The sequence below is a fragment of the Streptomyces sp. RPA4-2 genome (assembly GCF_012273515.2).
Classification (GTDB): Bacteria; Actinomycetota; Actinomycetes; order Streptomycetales; family Streptomycetaceae; genus Streptomyces; species Streptomyces kaempferi.
In genome coordinates this window covers 5,658,228-5,675,406 of sequence record NZ_CP050975.2, presented here as the reverse complement: position 1 = coordinate 5,675,406, position 17,179 = coordinate 5,658,228, and the positions used below count along the sequence as shown (strand labels likewise).

The 17,179-nt window shown below is 71.4% G+C and carries 16 protein-coding genes and 1 pseudogene; 11 read left to right on the top strand and 6 right to left on the bottom strand.

Going from position 1 to position 17,179, the window contains the following annotated elements:
- Nucleotides 1-147: 147 nt before the first annotated feature.
- Both mmpB and HEP85_RS24915 read left to right on the top strand, forming a co-directional pair.
- Nucleotides 148-276, top strand: a complete 129-nt coding sequence (gene mmpB / locus HEP85_RS24920) for a morphogenic membrane protein MmpB (protein ID WP_266701026.1) — start codon at nt 148-150, stop codon at nt 274-276.
- 37 nt (nt 277-313) lie between these two features.
- Complete coding sequence (locus tag HEP85_RS24915; RefSeq protein WP_168529916.1) at nt 314-934, top strand: nucleoside triphosphate pyrophosphatase; 621 nt, start codon at nt 314-316, stop codon at nt 932-934.
- A gap of 15 nt (nt 935-949) precedes the next feature.
- On the opposite strand, the gene HEP85_RS24910 is transcribed toward HEP85_RS24915, so the two are convergent.
- Nucleotides 950-1,450, bottom strand: coding sequence for a hypothetical protein (locus tag HEP85_RS24910; RefSeq protein WP_168529915.1), 501 nt, complete (start codon nt 1,448-1,450; stop codon nt 950-952).
- A gap of 355 nt (nt 1,451-1,805) precedes the next feature.
- On the opposite strand from HEP85_RS24910, the gene HEP85_RS24905 reads away from it, so the two are divergent.
- The gene (locus HEP85_RS24905; RefSeq protein ID WP_168529914.1) at nt 1,806-3,578 is read left to right on the top strand and encodes a biotin carboxylase N-terminal domain-containing protein; all 1,773 of its coding nucleotides are present in this window, start codon (nt 1,806-1,808) and stop codon (nt 3,576-3,578) included.
- Between the two features lie 504 nt (nt 3,579-4,082).
- Here HEP85_RS24905 and HEP85_RS24900 read toward each other — a convergent pair.
- Both HEP85_RS24900 and HEP85_RS24895 read right to left on the bottom strand, forming a co-directional pair.
- Nucleotides 4,083-5,045: a DeoR/GlpR family DNA-binding transcription regulator gene (locus HEP85_RS24900; protein WP_168529913.1), complete on the bottom strand. Its 963-nt coding sequence runs from the start codon at nt 5,043-5,045 to the stop codon at nt 4,083-4,085.
- A 167-nt stretch (nt 5,046-5,212) separates the two neighbouring features.
- Nucleotides 5,213-6,712: an NAD(P)H-quinone dehydrogenase gene (locus HEP85_RS24895; RefSeq protein WP_168533989.1), complete on the bottom strand. Its 1,500-nt coding sequence runs from the start codon at nt 6,710-6,712 to the stop codon at nt 5,213-5,215.
- A gap of 57 nt (nt 6,713-6,769) precedes the next feature.
- Here HEP85_RS24895 and HEP85_RS24890 point away from each other — a divergent pair, with 57 nt between their 5' ends.
- From HEP85_RS24890 to HEP85_RS24875, 4 genes are all read left to right on the top strand, one after another.
- The gene (locus tag HEP85_RS24890) at nt 6,770-7,207 is read left to right on the top strand and encodes a gamma-glutamylcyclotransferase (RefSeq protein WP_168529912.1); all 438 of its coding nucleotides are present in this window, start codon (nt 6,770-6,772) and stop codon (nt 7,205-7,207) included.
- A 98-nt stretch (nt 7,208-7,305) separates the two neighbouring features.
- Nucleotides 7,306-8,130 carry a purine-nucleoside phosphorylase gene (locus tag HEP85_RS24885; protein WP_168529911.1) on the top strand — a complete coding sequence of 275 codons (825 nt, stop codon included), beginning with the start codon at nt 7,306-7,308 and terminating at the stop codon, nt 8,128-8,130.
- A gap of 256 nt (nt 8,131-8,386) precedes the next feature.
- The gene (locus HEP85_RS24880; protein ID WP_168529910.1) at nt 8,387-10,024 is read left to right on the top strand and encodes a phospho-sugar mutase; all 1,638 of its coding nucleotides are present in this window, start codon (nt 8,387-8,389) and stop codon (nt 10,022-10,024) included.
- Between the two features lie 193 nt (nt 10,025-10,217).
- Nucleotides 10,218-10,589 carry a hypothetical protein gene (locus HEP85_RS24875; protein WP_369657828.1) on the top strand — a complete coding sequence of 124 codons (372 nt, stop codon included), beginning with the start codon at nt 10,218-10,220 and terminating at the stop codon, nt 10,587-10,589.
- A 117-nt stretch (nt 10,590-10,706) separates the two neighbouring features.
- Here the strand turns inward: HEP85_RS24875 and HEP85_RS24870 are convergent, their stop codons facing one another.
- Entirely contained in the window at nt 10,707-11,336 is a 630-nt protein-coding gene (locus HEP85_RS24870; RefSeq protein WP_168529908.1) for a PH domain-containing protein, read from the bottom strand.
- Nucleotides 11,337-11,469: 133 nt separating this feature from the next.
- Here HEP85_RS24870 and deoC point away from each other — a divergent pair, with 133 nt between their 5' ends.
- Genes deoC through HEP85_RS24855 form a run of 3 tightly spaced genes read left to right on the top strand, consistent with a single transcriptional unit; the run spans nt 11,470 to nt 14,799 of the window.
- On the top strand, nt 11,470-12,465 hold the full coding sequence (deoC, locus tag HEP85_RS24865) for a deoxyribose-phosphate aldolase (RefSeq protein ID WP_168529907.1): 996 nt from the start codon (nt 11,470-11,472) through the stop codon (nt 12,463-12,465).
- Between the two features lie 5 nt (nt 12,466-12,470).
- Complete coding sequence (locus HEP85_RS24860; RefSeq protein WP_168529906.1) at nt 12,471-13,907, top strand: aldehyde dehydrogenase family protein; 1,437 nt, start codon at nt 12,471-12,473, stop codon at nt 13,905-13,907.
- Nucleotides 13,900-14,799, top strand: coding sequence for an aldehyde dehydrogenase family protein (locus HEP85_RS24855; protein WP_168529905.1), 900 nt, complete (start codon nt 13,900-13,902; stop codon nt 14,797-14,799). The genes HEP85_RS24860 and HEP85_RS24855 overlap by 8 nt, the downstream gene beginning before the upstream one ends.
- Nucleotides 14,800-14,843: 44 nt before the next feature.
- Here HEP85_RS24855 and HEP85_RS24850 read toward each other — a convergent pair.
- Nucleotides 14,844-15,242: pseudogene (locus HEP85_RS24850) on the bottom strand (hypothetical protein); the annotation flags it as partial.
- 126 nt (nt 15,243-15,368) lie between these two features.
- Between HEP85_RS24850 and HEP85_RS24845 the strand changes: the two are divergent.
- Nucleotides 15,369-16,001, top strand: coding sequence for a uridine kinase (locus tag HEP85_RS24845; RefSeq protein ID WP_168529903.1), 633 nt, complete (start codon nt 15,369-15,371; stop codon nt 15,999-16,001).
- 156 nt (nt 16,002-16,157) lie between these two features.
- On the opposite strand, the gene HEP85_RS24840 is transcribed toward HEP85_RS24845, so the two are convergent.
- Nucleotides 16,158-16,934 (bottom strand): SigE family RNA polymerase sigma factor, encoded by a 777-nt coding sequence (locus HEP85_RS24840; protein ID WP_168529902.1) that lies wholly within the window; start codon nt 16,932-16,934, stop codon nt 16,158-16,160.
- Nucleotides 16,935-17,179: the final 245 nt, after the last annotated feature.

The following is a 17,179-nucleotide window of genomic DNA, read 5'->3' as shown; positions in this document are numbered from 1 at the left end:
AGGGGACCAGGGTTCCTTTAACAACGGACACGACCGTAGCAGGCGCGGCATCATTAAAGGAACCCTGGACCCGTTTACCGGGTGGAGGGCAAGGTTGAGTACGCGTACTCAGGCGCCCGGGACCCGGGCCGCCGCACGATCGGGGACATGCTGTGGTCCGACCCCGAGAACGAGCCGCCCAAGGAGTTGCGCGACATGCAGGACATGTTGCGGCGGCTCGGCGTTCTCATGGCGCTGGCCATGCTGCTCGCGATGATCGTCCTCGGTGTGATGTGAGCGGCGGACGACACGCCCGCGCCGATACGCTGACCGCATGACCGATCAGCCGCGCCGCCGCCTCGTGCTCGCCTCGCAGTCCCCCGCCCGGCTCAACCTGCTGCGGCAGGCCGGACTCGCCCCCGAGGTGATCGTGAGCGGGGTCGACGAGGACGCCGTCTCCGCCCCGACACCCGCCGAACTCGCGCTCGCCCTGGCCGAGGCCAAGGCCTCCGTCGTGGCCGCGCGGCCGGAGGTGCAGGGCGCCCTGGTGATCGGCTGCGACTCGGTCCTCGACCTGGACGGCCAGGCGCTCGGCAAGCCGGCGGACGCCGAGGAGGCCACCGCGCGCTGGAAGGCGATGCGCGGCCGGGCCGGGACCCTCCAGACGGGGCACTGCGTCCACGACACGGCCACCAAGCGCTACGCGTCGGCGACCGCGTCCACCGTGGTCCGCTTCGGCGAGCCGACCGACGCCGAGATCGCCGCGTACGTCGCCTCGGGCGAACCGCTCCACGTCGCCGGCGCCTTCACGCTCGACGGCCGCTCGGCCCCGTTCATCGAGGGCATCGACGGCGACCACGGGAACGTCATCGGCATCTCCCTGCCCCTGGTCCGCCGGCTGCTGGGCGAACTGGGCGTCGGCATCACGGAGTTGTGGACACCGCGGGAGAAGTGACGGCCGCGAGGGCGGTCAGGAGGCGCTGGGCGCCGGAGGGGCCGCGACCGGGGCCCCTCCCTTGCCGCCGTTCGCCCCGTCCGCGCCACCGCTGCCGTCTCCCGGCGCGGCGTCCGCGGGACCCGCCGCGGGACCGAACGCCAGCAGCGTGAACACGATCAGCCCGAGCACCACCATCATGAAGGCGAACGCGCCCCAGCCCACCAGTCCCACCGTGAACGCGCCGAGCAGTGCGTGCACCACGGCGGCGCTGATCAGCAGGACGCGCCCGAAGACCCCCGGAGCGCGGTTGCGCACCCCGACGAGCAGCGCGGCGACCCCGCACAGCGCGAAGTAGAGACCGAAGACCAGTCCCCCGATCTTCGACGAGGCGGACATCATGTCCGAGTCCAGCCCCGCCAGGGACATGTCCTGCCGGTCGACGACCACGCCGAGGAACCAGTTCAGCACCGCGATACCGACCGCCTCCACGAAGAGCACGATCGCCGCCACCCACGCCACCGGTCTGCGTACCACCGGTCCCCACCCACTTCCGAGTGCTGTTACCCCAAGTACGTTCGAGCCACCCTGAACGCTACTAACGGGTAAACCACGGGACAAGGGTTCTGCCGAGGGCAAAGAATCGTTGGGCCATTCGTAGGGACTCCACAAAGAATCGATGTGCGGCGCGGCACAGCCGCACAGAGACCTTGACCACACAGGAGGGCTAGGGTTCAACCAAGGATTCCTGCGTACCGCGGTGTGACAAGGGATCTCGCGGGTCGAGCGAGCCTCGAATCACGCTCCGTGTGGGCAAGCTCACCATTGGGGACGGGTCGATAGGCCGTGTCGGCAGTCCCTAAACTCGGCTTGTTTCAAGGAGGGAGCCATCGTGCGCAAGGTGCTCATCGCCAACCGTGGCGAAATCGCTGTCCGCGTGGCCCGGGCGTGCCGGGATGCCGGGATCGCGAGCGTTGCCGTGTATGCGGAACCGGACCGGGACGCTGTGCATGTCCGAGCGGCGGACGAGGCGTTCGCGCTGGGCGGTGACACCCCGGCTACCAGTTATCTGGACATCGCGAAGGTGCTCAGGGCCGCCGGGGACTCGGGGGCGGACGCGGTCCATCCCGGGTACGGCTTCCTGTCGGAGAACGCGGAGTTCGCGCAGGCCGTCCTGGATGCCGGGCTGATCTGGATCGGGCCGCCTCCGCAGGCCATCCGTGACCTGGGTGACAAGGTCGCCGCCCGGCACATCGCGCAGCGTGCCGGTGCCCCGCTGGTCGCGGGCACCCCCGATCCGGTCTCCGGCGCGCAGGAGGTCGTGGCCTTCGCGAAGGAGCACGGCCTGCCGATCGCGATCAAGGCGGCGTTCGGTGGTGGCGGGCGCGGGCTGAAGGTGGCCCGCACCCTGGAGGAGGTCCCGGAGCTGTACGACTCCGCGGTCCGGGAGGCGGTCGCCGCGTTCGGACGCGGTGAGTGCTTCGTCGAGCGGTACCTCGACAAGCCCCGCCATGTGGAGACGCAGTGCCTGGCGGACGCGCACGGCAACGTGGTCGTCGTCTCGACCCGTGACTGCTCGCTGCAGCGCCGTCACCAGAAACTGGTGGAGGAGGCGCCCGCGCCGTTCCTGTCCGACGCGCAGGTCGCCGAGCTGTACGCGTCGTCCAAGGCGATCTTGAAGGAGGCCGGCTATGTCGGCGCGGGGACCGTGGAGTTCCTCGTCGGCATGGACGGCACGATCTCCTTCCTGGAGGTCAACACCCGTCTGCAGGTCGAGCACCCGGTCACCGAGGAAGTCGCCGGCATCGACCTGGTCCGGGAGATGTTCCGCATCGCCGACGGCGAGGAACTCGGTTACGGCGACCCCGAACTGCGCGGTCACTCCTTCGAGTTCCGTATCAACGGCGAGGACCCCGGCCGCGGCTTCCTGCCCGCCCCCGGCACCGTCACCACCTTCGCCCCGCCCTCCGGCCCCGGCGTCCGCCTCGACGCCGGTGTCGAGTCCGGTTCGGTCATCGGCCCCGCGTGGGACTCCCTGCTGGCCAAGCTGATCGTCACGGGCGCCACCCGCGAGCAGGCGCTCCAGCGCGCCGCCCGCGCGCTGGAGGAGTTCACCGTCGAGGGCATGGCGACCGCGATCCCCTTCCACCGCGCGGTGGTGCGGGACCCGGCGTTCGCCCCCGAGCTGACCGGTTCCGCGGACCCGTTCACGGTCCACACCCGCTGGATCGAGACCGAGTTCGTCAACGAGATCCCCGCCTTCACGGCCCCCGCGGACGTGGACGCCGAGGACGAGACGGGCCGCGAGACGGTCGTCGTCGAGGTGGGCGGCAAGCGTCTCGAGGTGTCGCTGCCGTCCTCGCTGGGCATGTCGCTGGCCCGCACCGGACTCGCCGCGGGCGCCAAGCCGAAGCGTCGCGCCGCCAAGAAGTCCGGCCCGGTCGCTTCCGGCGACACCCTCGCCTCGCCCATGCAGGGCACGATCGTCAAGGTCGCGGTCGAGGAGGGCCAGGAGGTCCAGGAGGGCGACCTCATCGTGGTCCTGGAGGCCATGAAGATGGAACAGCCCCTCAACGCCCACCGCTCCGGCACCGTCAAGGGCCTGACCGCGGAGGTCGGCGCGTCCATCACATCGGGCGCCGCGATCTGCGAGATCAAGGACTGAGACACCGTCGTGCGGACCGGTCCCGGTCCGCACGGCATCCGAAGCGCCCGGTGGACCGGAACGGTCGGTCTGCCGGGCGCTTTGCTGTGTTCGGGTGCAGATACGGGTACAGGTACAGGTGCACGTCGTGGTCCCGGCCCGGCCGGTCCGGTCCCGTCCGCGCGGACGGGTATCGCGCGGGTGAGTGGGGGCGTGACGGAGAGGGTCGCCCGTTCGAGTGAACGCGAGCACCGGCGAGGGCATACCGCGCTTCCAGTGAGGGTGTACGGCTTCCGGCCCCACCGGCGGTCAGAAGGACTCAAGCGGTCGCCTTCGGCCAACTGGGCCGCCACGTACCGTCAAAGGTCACCACAGGCCGTCACGAACCGTCACGACCACGGTGGTCGGTGCCTCGCTCGATGCCGGACGGCGGTGGCTCGGCCCGCGCGTCGGAAGACACCTCGGCCTGTACGTCAGCCCGTACGTCAGCCTGTGCCTCGGGCCGTCCGTCGGTCCGCGGCTCGGTCAGCGGCGGCGTAAATCCGCCACCCGCGCCCGCTCTCCGGGGGACTGCTCCCCCAGGGAGGTCGCGCTGCGCAACTGGGGTCCGGCACCCGGGACCTGACCGCGACGCGGACCGGGGACAGGCACGTCCCGGCGCGGCTGACGCCCCGCCGGGGCCGTATCGCCTCCCGTACCACCGCCCGACTGACCCGCCACCGCGATCTGCACGCCCTGATCCGCCAGCGCCTGCAGTTCGGTGACCGCGCGATCGTCGTGCGCGGGCGGCTCGTCGGTCACCAGACGGGTGATCAGATCGGTCGGCACCGTCTGGAACATGGTGTCGGTGCCGAGCTTGGTGTGGTCGGCGAGGACCACGACCTCCGCGGCGGCCTGCACCAGCGCGCGGTCGACGGACGCCGACAGCATGTTGGAGGTGGACAGGCCGCGCTCGGCGGTGAGCCCGCTGCCCGACAGGAAGGCCCGGGAGACCCGCAGCCCCTGGAGGGACTGCTCGGCACCGCTGCCCACCAGCGCGTAGTTGGAGCCGCGCAAGGTGCCACCCGTCATGACGACCTCGACACGGTTGGCGTGGGCCAACGCCTGAGCCACCAGCAGGGAATTGGTGACGACGGTCAGCCCGGGAACCCGCGCGAGCCGGCGAGCCAGCTCCTGCGTGGTGGTACCCGCGCCCACCACAATGGCCTCGCCCTCTTCGACGAGACCCGCGGCGAGATCGGCGATGGCCGTCTTCTCGGCGGTCGCGAGATGCGATTTCTGCGGAAAGCCGGACTCCCGCGTGAACCCGCCCGGCAATACCGCACCGCCATGCCGGCGGTCGAGGAGTCCTTCTGCCTCCAGTGCGCGCACGTCCCGCCGTACGGTCACTTCGGAGGTCTGGACGACGCGGGCGAGCTCACGGAGCGACACGGCCCCGTTCGCTCGCACCATTTCGAGGATCAATTGGCGACGTTCTGCAGCGAACACGAAACTGACAGTAACCCCAACGACCGTCTGCTTTCAGCAGTTTGCGCCGAATAACAGAAGTTGTTCGCATGGCAGGGTACGAGGTGGTATACGCGTCTACTCGCGCCGCCTATGCCGCGGGAATGGGCGGCAACTCCCCGTGACCAGCGGGAAATCGCTTTCGCCCGTCAGCCCTCGTCGGTCAGCTTACGGGTGTGCAACTGCCGGGCCACCTCGGCGATCGAGCCCGAAAGGGAGGGATACACGGTGAACGCGTTCGCGATCTGTTCGACCGTCAGATTGTTGTCGACCGCGATCGAGATGGGGTGGATCAGTTCCGAGGCGCGCGGGGCGACGACCACACCGCCGACCACGATCCCGGTGCCCGGACGGCAGAAGATCTTCACGAAGCCGTCCCGGATGCCCTGCATCTTGGCGCGCGGGTTGCGCAGCAGGGGCAGCTTGACGACCCGGGCGTCGATCTTGCCCGCGTCGACGTCGGCCTGCGAGTAGCCCACGGTGGCGATCTCGGGGTCGGTGAAGACGTTGGAGGACACCGTCTTGAGGTTCAGCGGCGTGACCGCGTCGCCCAGGAAGTGGTACATGGCGATACGTCCCTGCATCGCCGCCACCGAGGCGAGGGCGAAGACGCCCGTCACGTCACCGGCCGCGTACACGCCCGGAGCCGTGGTCCTCGACACCTTGTCGGTCCAGATGTGCCCGGAGTCCCTGACCTTGACCCCGGCCTCCTCCAGACCCATACCGCTGCTGTTCGGAATGGCGCCGACGGCCATCAGACAGTGCGAGCCGCTGATGACGCGGCCGTCCGAGAGGGTGACCTCGACCCGGTCGCCGACCCGCTTGGCGGACTCGGCGCGCGAACGGGCCATGACGTTCATGCCACGGCGCCGGAAGACGTCCTCCAGCACCGCCGCCGCGTCCGGGTCCTCGCCCGGCAGCACGCGGTCACGACTGGAGACGAGGGTGACGCGCGAGCCGAGCGCCTGGTAGGCGCCGGCGAACTCGGCGCCGGTGACACCGGACCCGACCACGATGAGCTCCTCGGGCAGCTCGTCCAGGTCGTACACCTGCGTCCAGTTCAGGATCCGCTCGCCGTCCGGCTGGGCGTCGGGCAGCTCACGGGGGTGCCCGCCGGTGGCGATGAGGACGGCGTCGGCGACGAGTGTCTCCTCGGTGCCGTCGGCGGCGCGCACGACGACCTTGCGCGAGCCGTCCAGGGACTGCATGCCCTCCAGCCGGCCGCGGCCGCGCAGCACACGCGCGCCGGCCCGGGTGACGGAGGCGGTGATGTCGTGCGACTGGGCCAGCGCCAGCCGCTTCACCCGGCGGTTGACCTTGCCGAGGTCGACCCCGACCACCCGCGCGGACCGCTCCGACGGCGGGGTGTCGTCGGCGACGATGATGCCGAGTTCCTCGTACGACGAATCGAAGGTCGTCATCACCTCGGCCGTGGCGATGAGGGTCTTCGACGGCACGCAGTCGGTGAGCACCGACGCCCCGCCCAGACCGTCGCAGTCGACGACGGTCACCTCCGCGCCGAGCTGGGCGGCCACCAGGGCCGCCTCGTATCCGCCGGGTCCGCCACCGATGATCACGATCCGAGTCACGTACTCCATTGTCCCGCACGCTTCAAGGTGCTGGCGCCCCGGGGGCCGCCGACCGCGTATTCGAGCCGCTTCTGTTACGCGGGAGACGCACGTGTTCACTGCCGTACCCTCGACCACATGTCGCTCTACGCCGCGTACGCCGGCAATCTCGACCCGCGGCTCATGACGCGCCGCGCCCCGCACTCGCCGCTGCGCGCCACCGGCTGGCTGAACGGCTGGCGGCTGACCTTCGGGGGCGAGCACATGGGGTGGGAGGGTGCGCTCGTGACCCTCGTCGAGGCGCCCCGTTCGCAGGTCTTCGTGTCGCTGTACGACATCGCCCCCCTGGACGAGGACTCCATGGACCGCTGGGAGGGCGTGGGCCTCGACATCTACCGCAGGATGCGGGTACGGGTGCACACGCTGGAGGGCGAGGAACCCGCGTGGGTGTACGTGCTGAACGGGTACGAGGGCGGTCTCCCCTCCGCGCGCTACCTCGGTGAGATCGCCGACGCGGCGGAGTCGGCCGGAGCGCCGCACGACTACGTGATGGAGCTGCGCAAGCGCCCCTGCTGACGCGCGCGGCTCTTCGTTGGAAACGACAAGACAACGATCGCAAGACCGTGAGCTCTGTCATCTACGCGCGTAGGCCCGGACCGGCTACCCTCATGCGCGTGAACGCATCTCTTCTTCCGGACGACATCCAGGGCGACCCCTACGCCGCTGCCGACGCCGCCGCCACCCGCCTGCGGGAGCTCACGGGCGCCGAGACCCACGACGTCGCGCTCGTGATGGGCTCCGGCTGGGCTCCGGCCGCGGACGCCCTCGGCACCCCCGAGGCCGAGTTCCAGGTCACCGAGCTGCCCGGGTTCCCCCCGCCCGCGGTCGAGGGCCACGGCGGCAAGGTCCGCTCGTACCTGATCGGCGACAAGCGGGCCCTGGTCTTCCTGGGCCGCACCCACTACTACGAGGGCCGCGGGGTCGCCGCCGTCGCGCACGGTGTCCGTACGGCCGTCGCCGCCGGCTGCAAGACCCTCGTGCTCACCAACGGCTGCGGTGGCCTGCGCGCGGACATGCGTCCCGGTCAGCCGGTGCTGATCAGCGACCACATCAACCTGACGGCGACCTCCCCCATCGTCGGGGCGAACTTCGTCGACCTCACCGACCTCTACTCCCCGCGTCTGCGCGCCCTCTGCAAGGAGGTGGACCCCAGCCTGGAGGAGGGCGTCTACGCGCAGTTCACCGGGCCGCACTACGAGACGCCCGCCGAGATCCGGATGGCCCGCACCATCGGGGCGGACCTCGTCGGCATGTCGACGGTGCTCGAGGCCATCGCCGCGCGCGAGGCCGGGGCGGAGGTGCTGGGCATCTCCCTCGTCACCAACCTCGCCGCAGGTATGACGGGCGAGCCGCTGAACCACGAGGAGGTCCTCCAGGCGGGCCGTGACTCCGCGACCCGTATGGGAGCGCTGCTCACCCAGGTCCTGGACCGGCTGTAGGGATCGCGCGCTCCGGTCCCCCGGTGTCGCCGTACGGCCGCGGGTGGGTGGGGACGGGTCGCGCGGTTCCCCGCGCCCCCAGGTGACCCGGCCCGTCCGGCGTTCGAGGACGGCCGTCCAGGCGGAGGCGGGGTCCGGGGCGGCAGCCCCGAGGACGGGACCGGTAGGGGCGGACCGGCAGGAACGGCGGGGGTGCGGTAAGCCCACCGCGGCCGGGTATACAGCAAGGCACCACAGACAGAGAGGTACACCCGACGTGCAGGACGAACTCATCGCACGGGCCGAGGCGTGGCTGGCCGAGGACCCCGACGCGGAGACCCGTGAGGAACTCGCCAAGCTCATCGACGCCCAGGACGTCGCCGAGCTCACCGCACGCTTCAGCGGCACCCTCCAGTTCGGCACCGCGGGCCTGCGGGGCGAACTCGGCGCGGGCCCGATGCGCATGAACCGCGCGGTGGTCATCCGCGCCGCCGCCGGTCTGGCCACGTACCTCAAGGCCAAGGGCGAGGCCGGCGGTCTCGTCGTCATCGGCTACGACGCCCGCCACAAGTCCGCCGACTTCGCCCGCGACACCGCCGCGGTGATGACGGGCGCGGGCCTGCGGGCCGCCGTGCTCCCCCGTCCCCTCCCCACACCCGTCCTGGCCTACGCCATACGGCACCTCGGCGCCGTGGCGGGCGTCGAGGTCACCGCCAGCCACAACCCGCCCCGCGACAACGGCTACAAGGTGTACCTCGGCGACGGCTCCCAGATCGTCCCCCCGGCGGACGCCGGGATCGCGGCCGAGATCGACGCCGTCACCCGCCTGGACACCGTGCCGCGCCCGGACAGCGGCTGGGAGACCCTCGACGAGGGCGTCCTGAACGCCTACCTGGCCCGTACCGACGCCGTACTCGCCGAGGGCTCCCCGCGCACCGCCCGCACCGTCTACACGGCGATGCACGGCGTCGGCAAGGACGTCCTGCTCGCCGCGTTCGACCGCGCCGGCTTCCCCGCCCCCGTGCTGGTCGCCGAACAGGCCGAACCGGACCCGGACTTCCCCACCGTCGCCTTCCCGAACCCGGAAGAGCCCGGCGCGATGGACCTCGCCTTCGCGAAGGCCCGTGAGACGGACCCCGACCTGATCATCGCCAACGACCCCGACGCGGACCGCTGCGCGGTGGCCGTGAAGGGCCGGGACGGCGCGGACTGGCGGATGCTGCGCGGCGACGAGGTCGGCGCGCTGCTCGCCCGGCACCTGGTCGGCCGCGGAGTCCGCGGCACCTTCGCCGAGTCGATCGTCTCCTCCTCCCTGCTCGGCCGGATCGCCGAGAAGGCGGGTCTGGCGTACGAGGAGACCCTGACCGGCTTCAAGTGGATCGCCCGCGTGGAGGACCTGCGCTACGGCTACGAGGAGGCGCTCGGCTACTGCGTCGACCCCGAGGGGGTGCGCGACAAGGACGGCATCACCGCCGCCCTCCTGATCACGGAGCTCGCCTCCCAGCTCAAGGAGGACGGCCGCACCCTGCTGGACCTGCTCGACGACATCGCCGTGGAGCACGGCCTGCACGCCACGGACCAGCTCTCCGTCCGTGTCGAGGACCTCTCGGTGATCGCGAACGCCATGCGCAGCCTGCGCGAACAGCCGCCGACCCGGCTGGCGGGCCTGCCCATCACCCGGGCCGAGGACCTCACCCTGGGCACGGACAGGCTCCCGCCCACGGACGGTCTGCGCTACACGCTGGACGGCGCCCGTGTCATCGTCCGCCCCAGCGGCACGGAGCCGAAGCTGAAGTGCTACCTGGAGGTCGTGGTCCCGGTCGGCTCGCACGCCGGACTCGCCACGGCCCACGCCAAGGCCGCCGAGCTGCTCACGGCCATCAAGCGCGACCTGTCGGCGGCGGCCGGCATCTGACGCCCGCCCCGCGGGCCCACCGGGCGGGACCCGGTGGGCCCATGGAGCAGGGCGGGGCGGGCCCACGGCGCCAGGACCGGGCAGGCCCGCCGACGACCCCGCACCACGCTTCTACCGCCCTCACGGGTGATTTCCGCCCGGCACTCGACGCAGCGCTCCCGTGCGCCGCCACCCGACCGAGGAACGGTTACCGGTGGCGCACCGCCGAGCCCCAGGAGCCCGGGAAGCGGAGGCCGGCCTGACCCGTCCCACCGGCATCGCGGTCGCGGTCGCCGTCACCGTCACGGCCCTGCTCGGCCTGCGCCACCGCTTCTCCTCCCGGGCCCCCGTGGCCGCCGTCCTCGCCCCCGCGGGCCGGCTCGCGTACGTCGGCCGGGTGGGGTCGCCGCTCGGCCGCTGGGACGGCAGCCTCACCGTCCAGAGCCGGTGGCACAACGAGTGGGACGGCGGCGCCGAGACCCCGCGGCGGATGCGGGAGGTACTCGTCACCGACTCGACGCGGCGGCGTACTGCGGCGCGTACATGGTCCTGGTGTGGCCGAGCGCGCCCTGAACGCCGTCCGTGACATACCGGCCGCGCGCACTCGGTGATCCGGCCACGCGGCGAGGTGCCGTGCCGGAACACCACCCCTCGCTCACCCCCGCGAACGGCCGCCCGTGCACCCTGCACCGCGGTGGCGTCGTCACCCCACCGCGAGCAGGATCGCCAGCACCACGGCGCCCGCGAGCGCGGGACCCATGACCTCGTACGCCCAGCGCACGCTCACCGCGCCCTGCACCCCTTCCGTGGCCGGGTGCGCCTCGGCGAGCTCGCGCAGGTCGTCCATGGCCTGGTCGGCCTGGGCGCGCGCGGGCGCTGCCGGGGCCAGCCGCCCGCGCCTGTCGGCCCCCCGCGCCTGCCGCCTGGCCACGCGCTTGCGGGAGCGCAGCGAGACGGGGATCGCCCACAGCTGGTACTTGGTGCCGTCCGTGGTGACGACCTCGTTGGAGTAGCCGGAGCGCAGCGAGGCGATCGCGCCCCAGGGCAGCACGATGACGCGGAACGGGTTGCGGACGCGCAGCCGGTCCTCGTTCGCGTAGACGGCCGGGCGCAGCGTGAAGGCGCTCACCAGCGGAACCAGCAGGATCATCGCGGCGAGCGTCAGCCACGGGGTGCGCCCGTGTGCCGAGACCAGCGCGTCGATGCCGAGCCAGCCGATGATGGCGAGCAGCAGGACGCCGCCCGCGAGGCCGGCGGGTGACCGGTAGATCCGGTCCCTCGACTCGGGGCGCGGGGCGTCCGGCGGAGGTGGCTGGTGATCGGGCGTCGTCATGCCCCCGATTCTGCCCGACGGCTCGCGCCGGTCTCCCCCGCCCCCGACGCCTCGCCGGTTCCCCCGGTCCCTTCCACACCCACCCCCGGGGCTGTACAGCCGCTACGCGCGTAGATATGCTCGGGTGGTGACCATGCCCACCACTGCACCCTCCCCCAAGCACTCGACATCGCTCGAGCAGGGTGGTGCCCCCACCCACGCACTCGGCGATGTGACCGCGTCCGACAGCACCCTGCGCCGCTTCCTGCACGGGTTGCCCGGCGTCGACGCGGTCGGCCTGGAGGCGCGCGCCGCCTCGCTCGGCACCCGTTCCATCAAGACGACCGCGAAGGCGTACGCGATCGACCTCGCCATCTCGATGGTCGACCTGACGACGCTGGAAGGCGCGGACACCCCGGGCAAGGTCCGGGCGCTCGGCGTCAAGGCGGTCCACCCGGACCCGACCGACCGCACGGCGCCCGCCACGGCCGCGGTCTGCGTCTATCCCGACATGGTGGCCACCGCCAAGGAGGCCGTGGCCGGCTCCGGCGTGAAGGTCGCCTCCGTGGCCACCGCCTTCCCGGCGGGCCGCGCCGCGCTCGGCGTGAAGCTGGCCGACGTGCGGGACGCCGTCGCCGCGGGCGCCGACGAGATCGACATGGTCATCGACCGCGGGGCGTTCCTCGCGGGCCACTACCTGAAGGTGTACGACGAGATCGTCGCGGTGAAGGAGGCCTCGGGCGCCGCCCGTCTGAAGGTCATCTTCGAGACCGGCGAGCTGTCGACGTACGACAACATCCGGCGGGCCTCCTGGCTCGGCATGCTGGCCGGCGCGGACTTCATCAAGACCTCCACCGGCAAGGTGGCCGTCAACGCGACGCCGTCGAACACGCTGCTCATGCTGGAGGCGGTCCGCGACTTCCGCGCGCAGACCGGTGTCCAGGTCGGCGTGAAGCCGGCCGGTGGTATCCGCACCACCAAGGACGCCGTCAAGTTCCTGGTCCTGGTGAACGAGACCGCGGGCGAGGACTGGCTGGACAACCACTGGTTCCGCTTCGGCGCGTCCTCGCTCCTGAACGACCTGCTGATGCAGCGTCAGAAGCTGGCCACCGGCCGCTACTCCGGCCCCGACTACGTGACGGTGGACTGATCACCATGGCATCTGCATTCGAGTACGCACCGGCGCCCGAGTCGCGCTCGGTCGTCGACATCGCCCCCTCGTACGGCCTGTTCATCGACGGTGAGTTCACCGAGGCGGCGGACGGCAAGGTCTTCAAGACCGTCAGCCCCAGCACGGAGGAGGTCCTCTCCGAGGTCGCCCGGGCGGGCGCCGAGGACGTCGACCGCGCCGTGAAGGCGGCCCGCAGGGCCTTCGAGAAGTGGTCGGCGCTGCCCGGTTCCGAGCGCGCCAAGTACCTCTTCCGCATCGCCCGCATCATCCAGGAGCGCTCCCGCGAGCTCGCCGTCCTGGAGACGCTGGACAACGGGAAGCCCATCAAGGAGACCCGCGACGCGGACCTCCCCCTGGTCGCCGCGCACTTCTTCTACTACGCGGGCTGGGCCGACAAGCTCGACCACGCAGGCTTCGGCGCGAACCCGCGTCCGCTGGGCGTGGCCGGCCAGGTCATCCCCTGGAACTTCCCGCTGCTGATGCTGGCGTGGAAGATCGCCCCGGCGCTGGCGACCGGCAACACGGTCGTCCTCAAGCCCGCCGAGACCACTCCCCTGTCGGCGCTGTTCTTCGCGGACATCTGCCGCCAGGCGGGCCTGCCCAAGGGCGTCGTCAACATCCTTCCCGGGTACGGCGACGCGGGCGCGGCCCTCGTCGAGCACCCGGACGTGAACAAGGTGGCGTTCACCGGCTCCACCGCCGTCGGCAAGGCGATCGCCCGCCAGGTGGCCGGCACCGACAAGAAGGTCACGCTCGAACTGGGCGGCAAGGGCGCGAACATCGTCTTCGACGACGCCCCCATCGACCAGGCGGTCGAGGGGATCGTCACCGGGATCTTCTTCAACCAGGGCCAGGTCTGCTGCGCGGGCAGCCGGCTCCTCGTCCAGGAGTCGATCCAGGACGAGCTGCTGGACTCGCTGAAGCGCAGGCTCTCCACCCTGCGGCTGGGCGACCCGCTCGACAAGAACACCGACATCGGCGCGATCAACTCCGCCGAGCAGCTGGCCCGTATCACCTCGCTCGTCGAGCAGGGCGCGGCCGAGGGCGCCGAGCGCTGGTCCCCGGCCTGCGAACTGCCCTCCTCCGGATACTGGTTCGCCCCGACGCTGTTCACCAACGTCACCCAGGCGCACACCATCGCCCGCGACGAGATCTTCGGCCCGGTGCTGTCGGTCCTGACCTTCCGCACCCCGGACGAGGCCGTCGCCAAGGCCAACAACTCCCAGTACGGCCTCTCGGCGGGCATCTGGACGGAGAAGGGTTCCCGGATCCTGGCCGTCGCCGGCAAGCTGCGCGCGGGCGTCATCTGGTCCAACACGTTCAACAAGTTCGACCCGACCTCGCCGTTCGGCGGGTACAAGGAGTCGGGCTTCGGCCGCGAGGGCGGTCGCCACGGCCTGGAGGCGTACCTCGATGTCTGACAAGTCCGAAGAGCAGCGTCTGAGTGTCTTCAAGACCTACAAGCTGTACGTGGGCGGGAAGTTCCCGCGTTCCGAGAGCGGCCGGGTGTACGAGGTGACGGACTCGAAGGGCAAGTGGCTGGCGAACGCCCCGCAGTCGAGCCGCAAGGACGCCCGTGACGCGGTGGTCGCCGCGCGCAAGGCGTTCGGCGGCTGGTCCGGCGCGACCGCGTACAACCGCGGACAGATCCTCTACCGCGTCGCCGAGATGCTGGAGGGCCGCCGCGACCAGTTCGCGCGCGAGGTCGCGGACGCGGAGGGCCTGTCGAAGTCGAAGGCGGCCGCCCAGGTCGACGCGGCCGTCGACCGCTGGGTCTGGTACGCGGGCTGGACCGACAAGATCGCCCAGGTCGTGGGCGGGGCCAACCCGGTCGCGGGCCCGTTCTTCAACCTGTCGACCCCTGAGCCGACCGGCGTCGTCACCGTCCTCGCGCCCCAGGAGTCCTCGTTCCTGGGCCTGGTCTCGGTGATCGCCCCGGTGATCGCGACCGGTAACACGGCCGTGGTGATCGCGAGCGAGAGGTCCCCCCTGCCGGCGCTGTCGCTCGGCGAGGTGCTGGCGACCTCCGACCTCCCGGGCGGTGTCGTCAACGTCCTCTCCGGCAGGACGGCGGAGATCGCCGCTCCCCTCGCCGCGCACCAGGACGTCAACGCGATCGACCTCGCGGGCGCGGACGACGTGCTGGCGAAGGAGCTGGAGATCGCCGCGGCCGACAACCTGAAGCGGGTTCTGCGTCCACAGCCTGTGGACTACGCGGTGGCGCCCGGCATCGAGCGCCTCACGGCCTTCCTGGAGACGAAGACCGTCTGGCACCCGACCGGTTCACTGGGCGCGTCGGGCTCGTCGTACTGAGAGGGTTCCCCGCGCCCCCCGAGGGGCGCGGGAAGCTCACGCACCCCCAGCACCCCCAGCGCCTGCCCCACCACCGGCACACTGCCCAGCGACGGCGCCTGCGCCAGCGGCCGCGTCAGGGACTGCGAGCTCAGCGGCTTGAAGTCGGCCAGCTGGGTGCCGATCCCGTTGTCGAGCGGGTCCACGCCGGTGCCCGCGAGCGGGTTGGGCTTGAGGTTCCCGAGCGGACCCGTGACGTATCCGAGCGTGCCGCTGAGCGCCTGCACGCCCGCCTGCGGGTCGAGGTTGCCCGCCGACGCGGGCCGGGAGCGCATCACGTCGACGGCCGGGGCCGTGTCCGCGGCGGCCGTGGCCGCGCCCGCCCCGAGTGCCGCACCCGCGGTCGCCAGGGCGAGCAGCGCGCGCCGCGCGGTCGGGTTCTTGCCTGATGCGTGTCGTGCCATGACGGGTGCCACCTTCTGCAGCGCAAAGTAATCGGTTCGATGCGAAGGGTAGTTGAGGTGTGATGTGCGCTCCAACGGCGACCCGCAGGGTGGCACCGCGCGCGCGGTGCGTCAGACTGGTGTCTCGTGAGTCTCCCTCCCCCGATACCGACCCGTGTCGCGCTGCTCTGTGGCCCCTCCGGCTCGGGCAAGTCCCTCGTCGCCGCCCACTCCGGCCTGCCCGTGCTGCGCTTGGACGACTTCTACAAGGAGGGTGACGACCCGACCCTGCCGCTGGTGGACGGGAGTTCCGACATCGACTGGGACCACCCGCGGTCGTGGGACGCGGACACGGCGGTCGCCGCGATCGAGGAACTGTGCCGTACGGGACGTACGACCGTTCCCGTGTACGACATCGGGCTGAGCGCCCGTACCGGCACGGAGTCGCTGCGCATCGAACGCACGCCGCTGTTCATCGCGGAGGGCGTCTTCGCCGCCGAGATCGTCGAACGCTGCCGTGAACTCGGCCTGCTGGGCGACGCGCTGTGTCTGTCCCGCGGTCCGGTGACGACGTTCCGCCGGCGCTTCGTGCGGGATCTCAAGGAGGGCCGCAAGTCGGTCCCATTCCTGCTCCGCCGCGGCTGGCGTCTGATGCGCGCCGAACGCTCGATCGTGGCGCGCCAGACCGCGCTGGGCGCACACCCCTGTGACAAGGACGAGGCCCTGGGCCGGCTGGCCACGGCAGCCGGCACCTCGAAACGCTGTACGACAGCGGCATAGGGCCACGGCGACACGCCGGGCCCGCACACGAAAAGAGGTCCAGGCGGACCCCCCGTCCGCCTGGACCTTTTCCGCTTCCCCCCGTGGTTCTCCGCGGGCCCCCGTCGGCTCCCCCCGGAACCGTTCCCCGCGCGAACCGCTTCCCCCCGCTGACCCTCAGGCGACGAGCTCCCCGAAGGACTCCTCCTCGTCACGGCCGAAGCTGAGGACCTCGTCCTCGCGCATCCGGCGCAGCGACCGCCAGATGCTCGACTTCACCGTGCCGACACTGATGTCGAGGATCTGCGCGATCTCCGGGTCCGTGCGGCCCTCGTAGTAACGAAGGACCAGCATGGTGCGCTGGAGTTCGGGCAACCGGGCGAGCGCCTGCCACAGCACGGCGCGCAGCTCGGTGCCGCGCATCGCGTCCGTGTCACCGGCGGTCTCCGGCAGTTCCTCGGTCGGGTATTCGTTCAGCTTGCGGCGGCGCCACGCGCTGATGTGCAGATTGGTCATGGTGCGACGGAGGTAGCCCCCGACCGCGGCCTTGTCACTGATCCGTTCCCAGGCCCGGTACGTCGAGAACAGTGCGCTCTGCAGCAGGTCCTCGGCCTCGAACCGATCCCCCGTCAGGTGGTAGGCGGTTGCGTACAGGGAGGCGCGGCGCTCCTGGACGTAGGCGGTGAACTCCGCCTCCGACAGCGAGCGACGCTCCCCCGTGGCCTCCCCGTACGCGGCTCCCCCGTGAGCTCCGCCGGCCGTTGCCGTGGCGGTGGCCGCCGCGGCGTTCTCCCCCGTGAACCCGTCAACCACCGTCATGTACGCGGTGTGCTGACGCCCGGTGCCGCGAGCGCACCCCCGCGGGCTCACGGCACCGGACTTCTCCGTGCTCCGGGTGACGTCGTGGAGCCGCGTGACAACTGCGCTCGTACTGGTGCTGTGCAGCGTGTCCATCTCGCGCCCCCCGTCGTGGAATCCCGGTTTCTTCCGTACGCGCCCGGTGCCTGTCGTGCTTCGGCCCCGTGCTCGCTCCGTGCTTCCTTGCTTGTGTCGAAAAGCTTGCCCGGGCCACTTCATGGCCGTGTCCGCCGACTGTCACAGACCTGTCACAGGGCCCCTCCCCCGGCGCGTCACAGCGCGATCACGGAGAAGTACGGCGGGGCTTCCCGGACGCCCTCCGATGCGCCCCTTCTGTGCGA

What these genes read in the sequence shown, in the direction of transcription:
- HEP85_RS24840 (WP_168529902.1), bottom strand. Translation starts at nt 16,934, where the DNA reads ATGGACACGCTGCACAGCACCAGTACGAGCGCAGTTGTCACGCGGCTC.
- HEP85_RS24860 (WP_168529906.1), top strand. Translation starts at nt 12,471, where the DNA reads ATGGCATCTGCATTCGAGTACGCACCGGCGCCCGAGTCGCGCTCGGTC.
- HEP85_RS24915 (WP_168529916.1), top strand. Translation starts at nt 314, where the DNA reads ATGACCGATCAGCCGCGCCGCCGCCTCGTGCTCGCCTCGCAGTCCCCC.
- mmpB (WP_266701026.1), top strand. Translation starts at nt 148, where the DNA reads ATGCTGTGGTCCGACCCCGAGAACGAGCCGCCCAAGGAGTTGCGCGAC.
- HEP85_RS24870 (WP_168529908.1), bottom strand. Translation starts at nt 11,336, where the DNA reads ATGACGACGCCCGATCACCAGCCACCTCCGCCGGACGCCCCGCGCCCC.
- deoC (WP_168529907.1), top strand. Translation starts at nt 11,470, where the DNA reads ATGCCCACCACTGCACCCTCCCCCAAGCACTCGACATCGCTCGAGCAG.
- HEP85_RS24890 (WP_168529912.1), top strand. Translation starts at nt 6,770, where the DNA reads ATGTCGCTCTACGCCGCGTACGCCGGCAATCTCGACCCGCGGCTCATG.
- HEP85_RS24855 (WP_168529905.1), top strand. Translation starts at nt 13,900, where the DNA reads ATGTCTGACAAGTCCGAAGAGCAGCGTCTGAGTGTCTTCAAGACCTAC.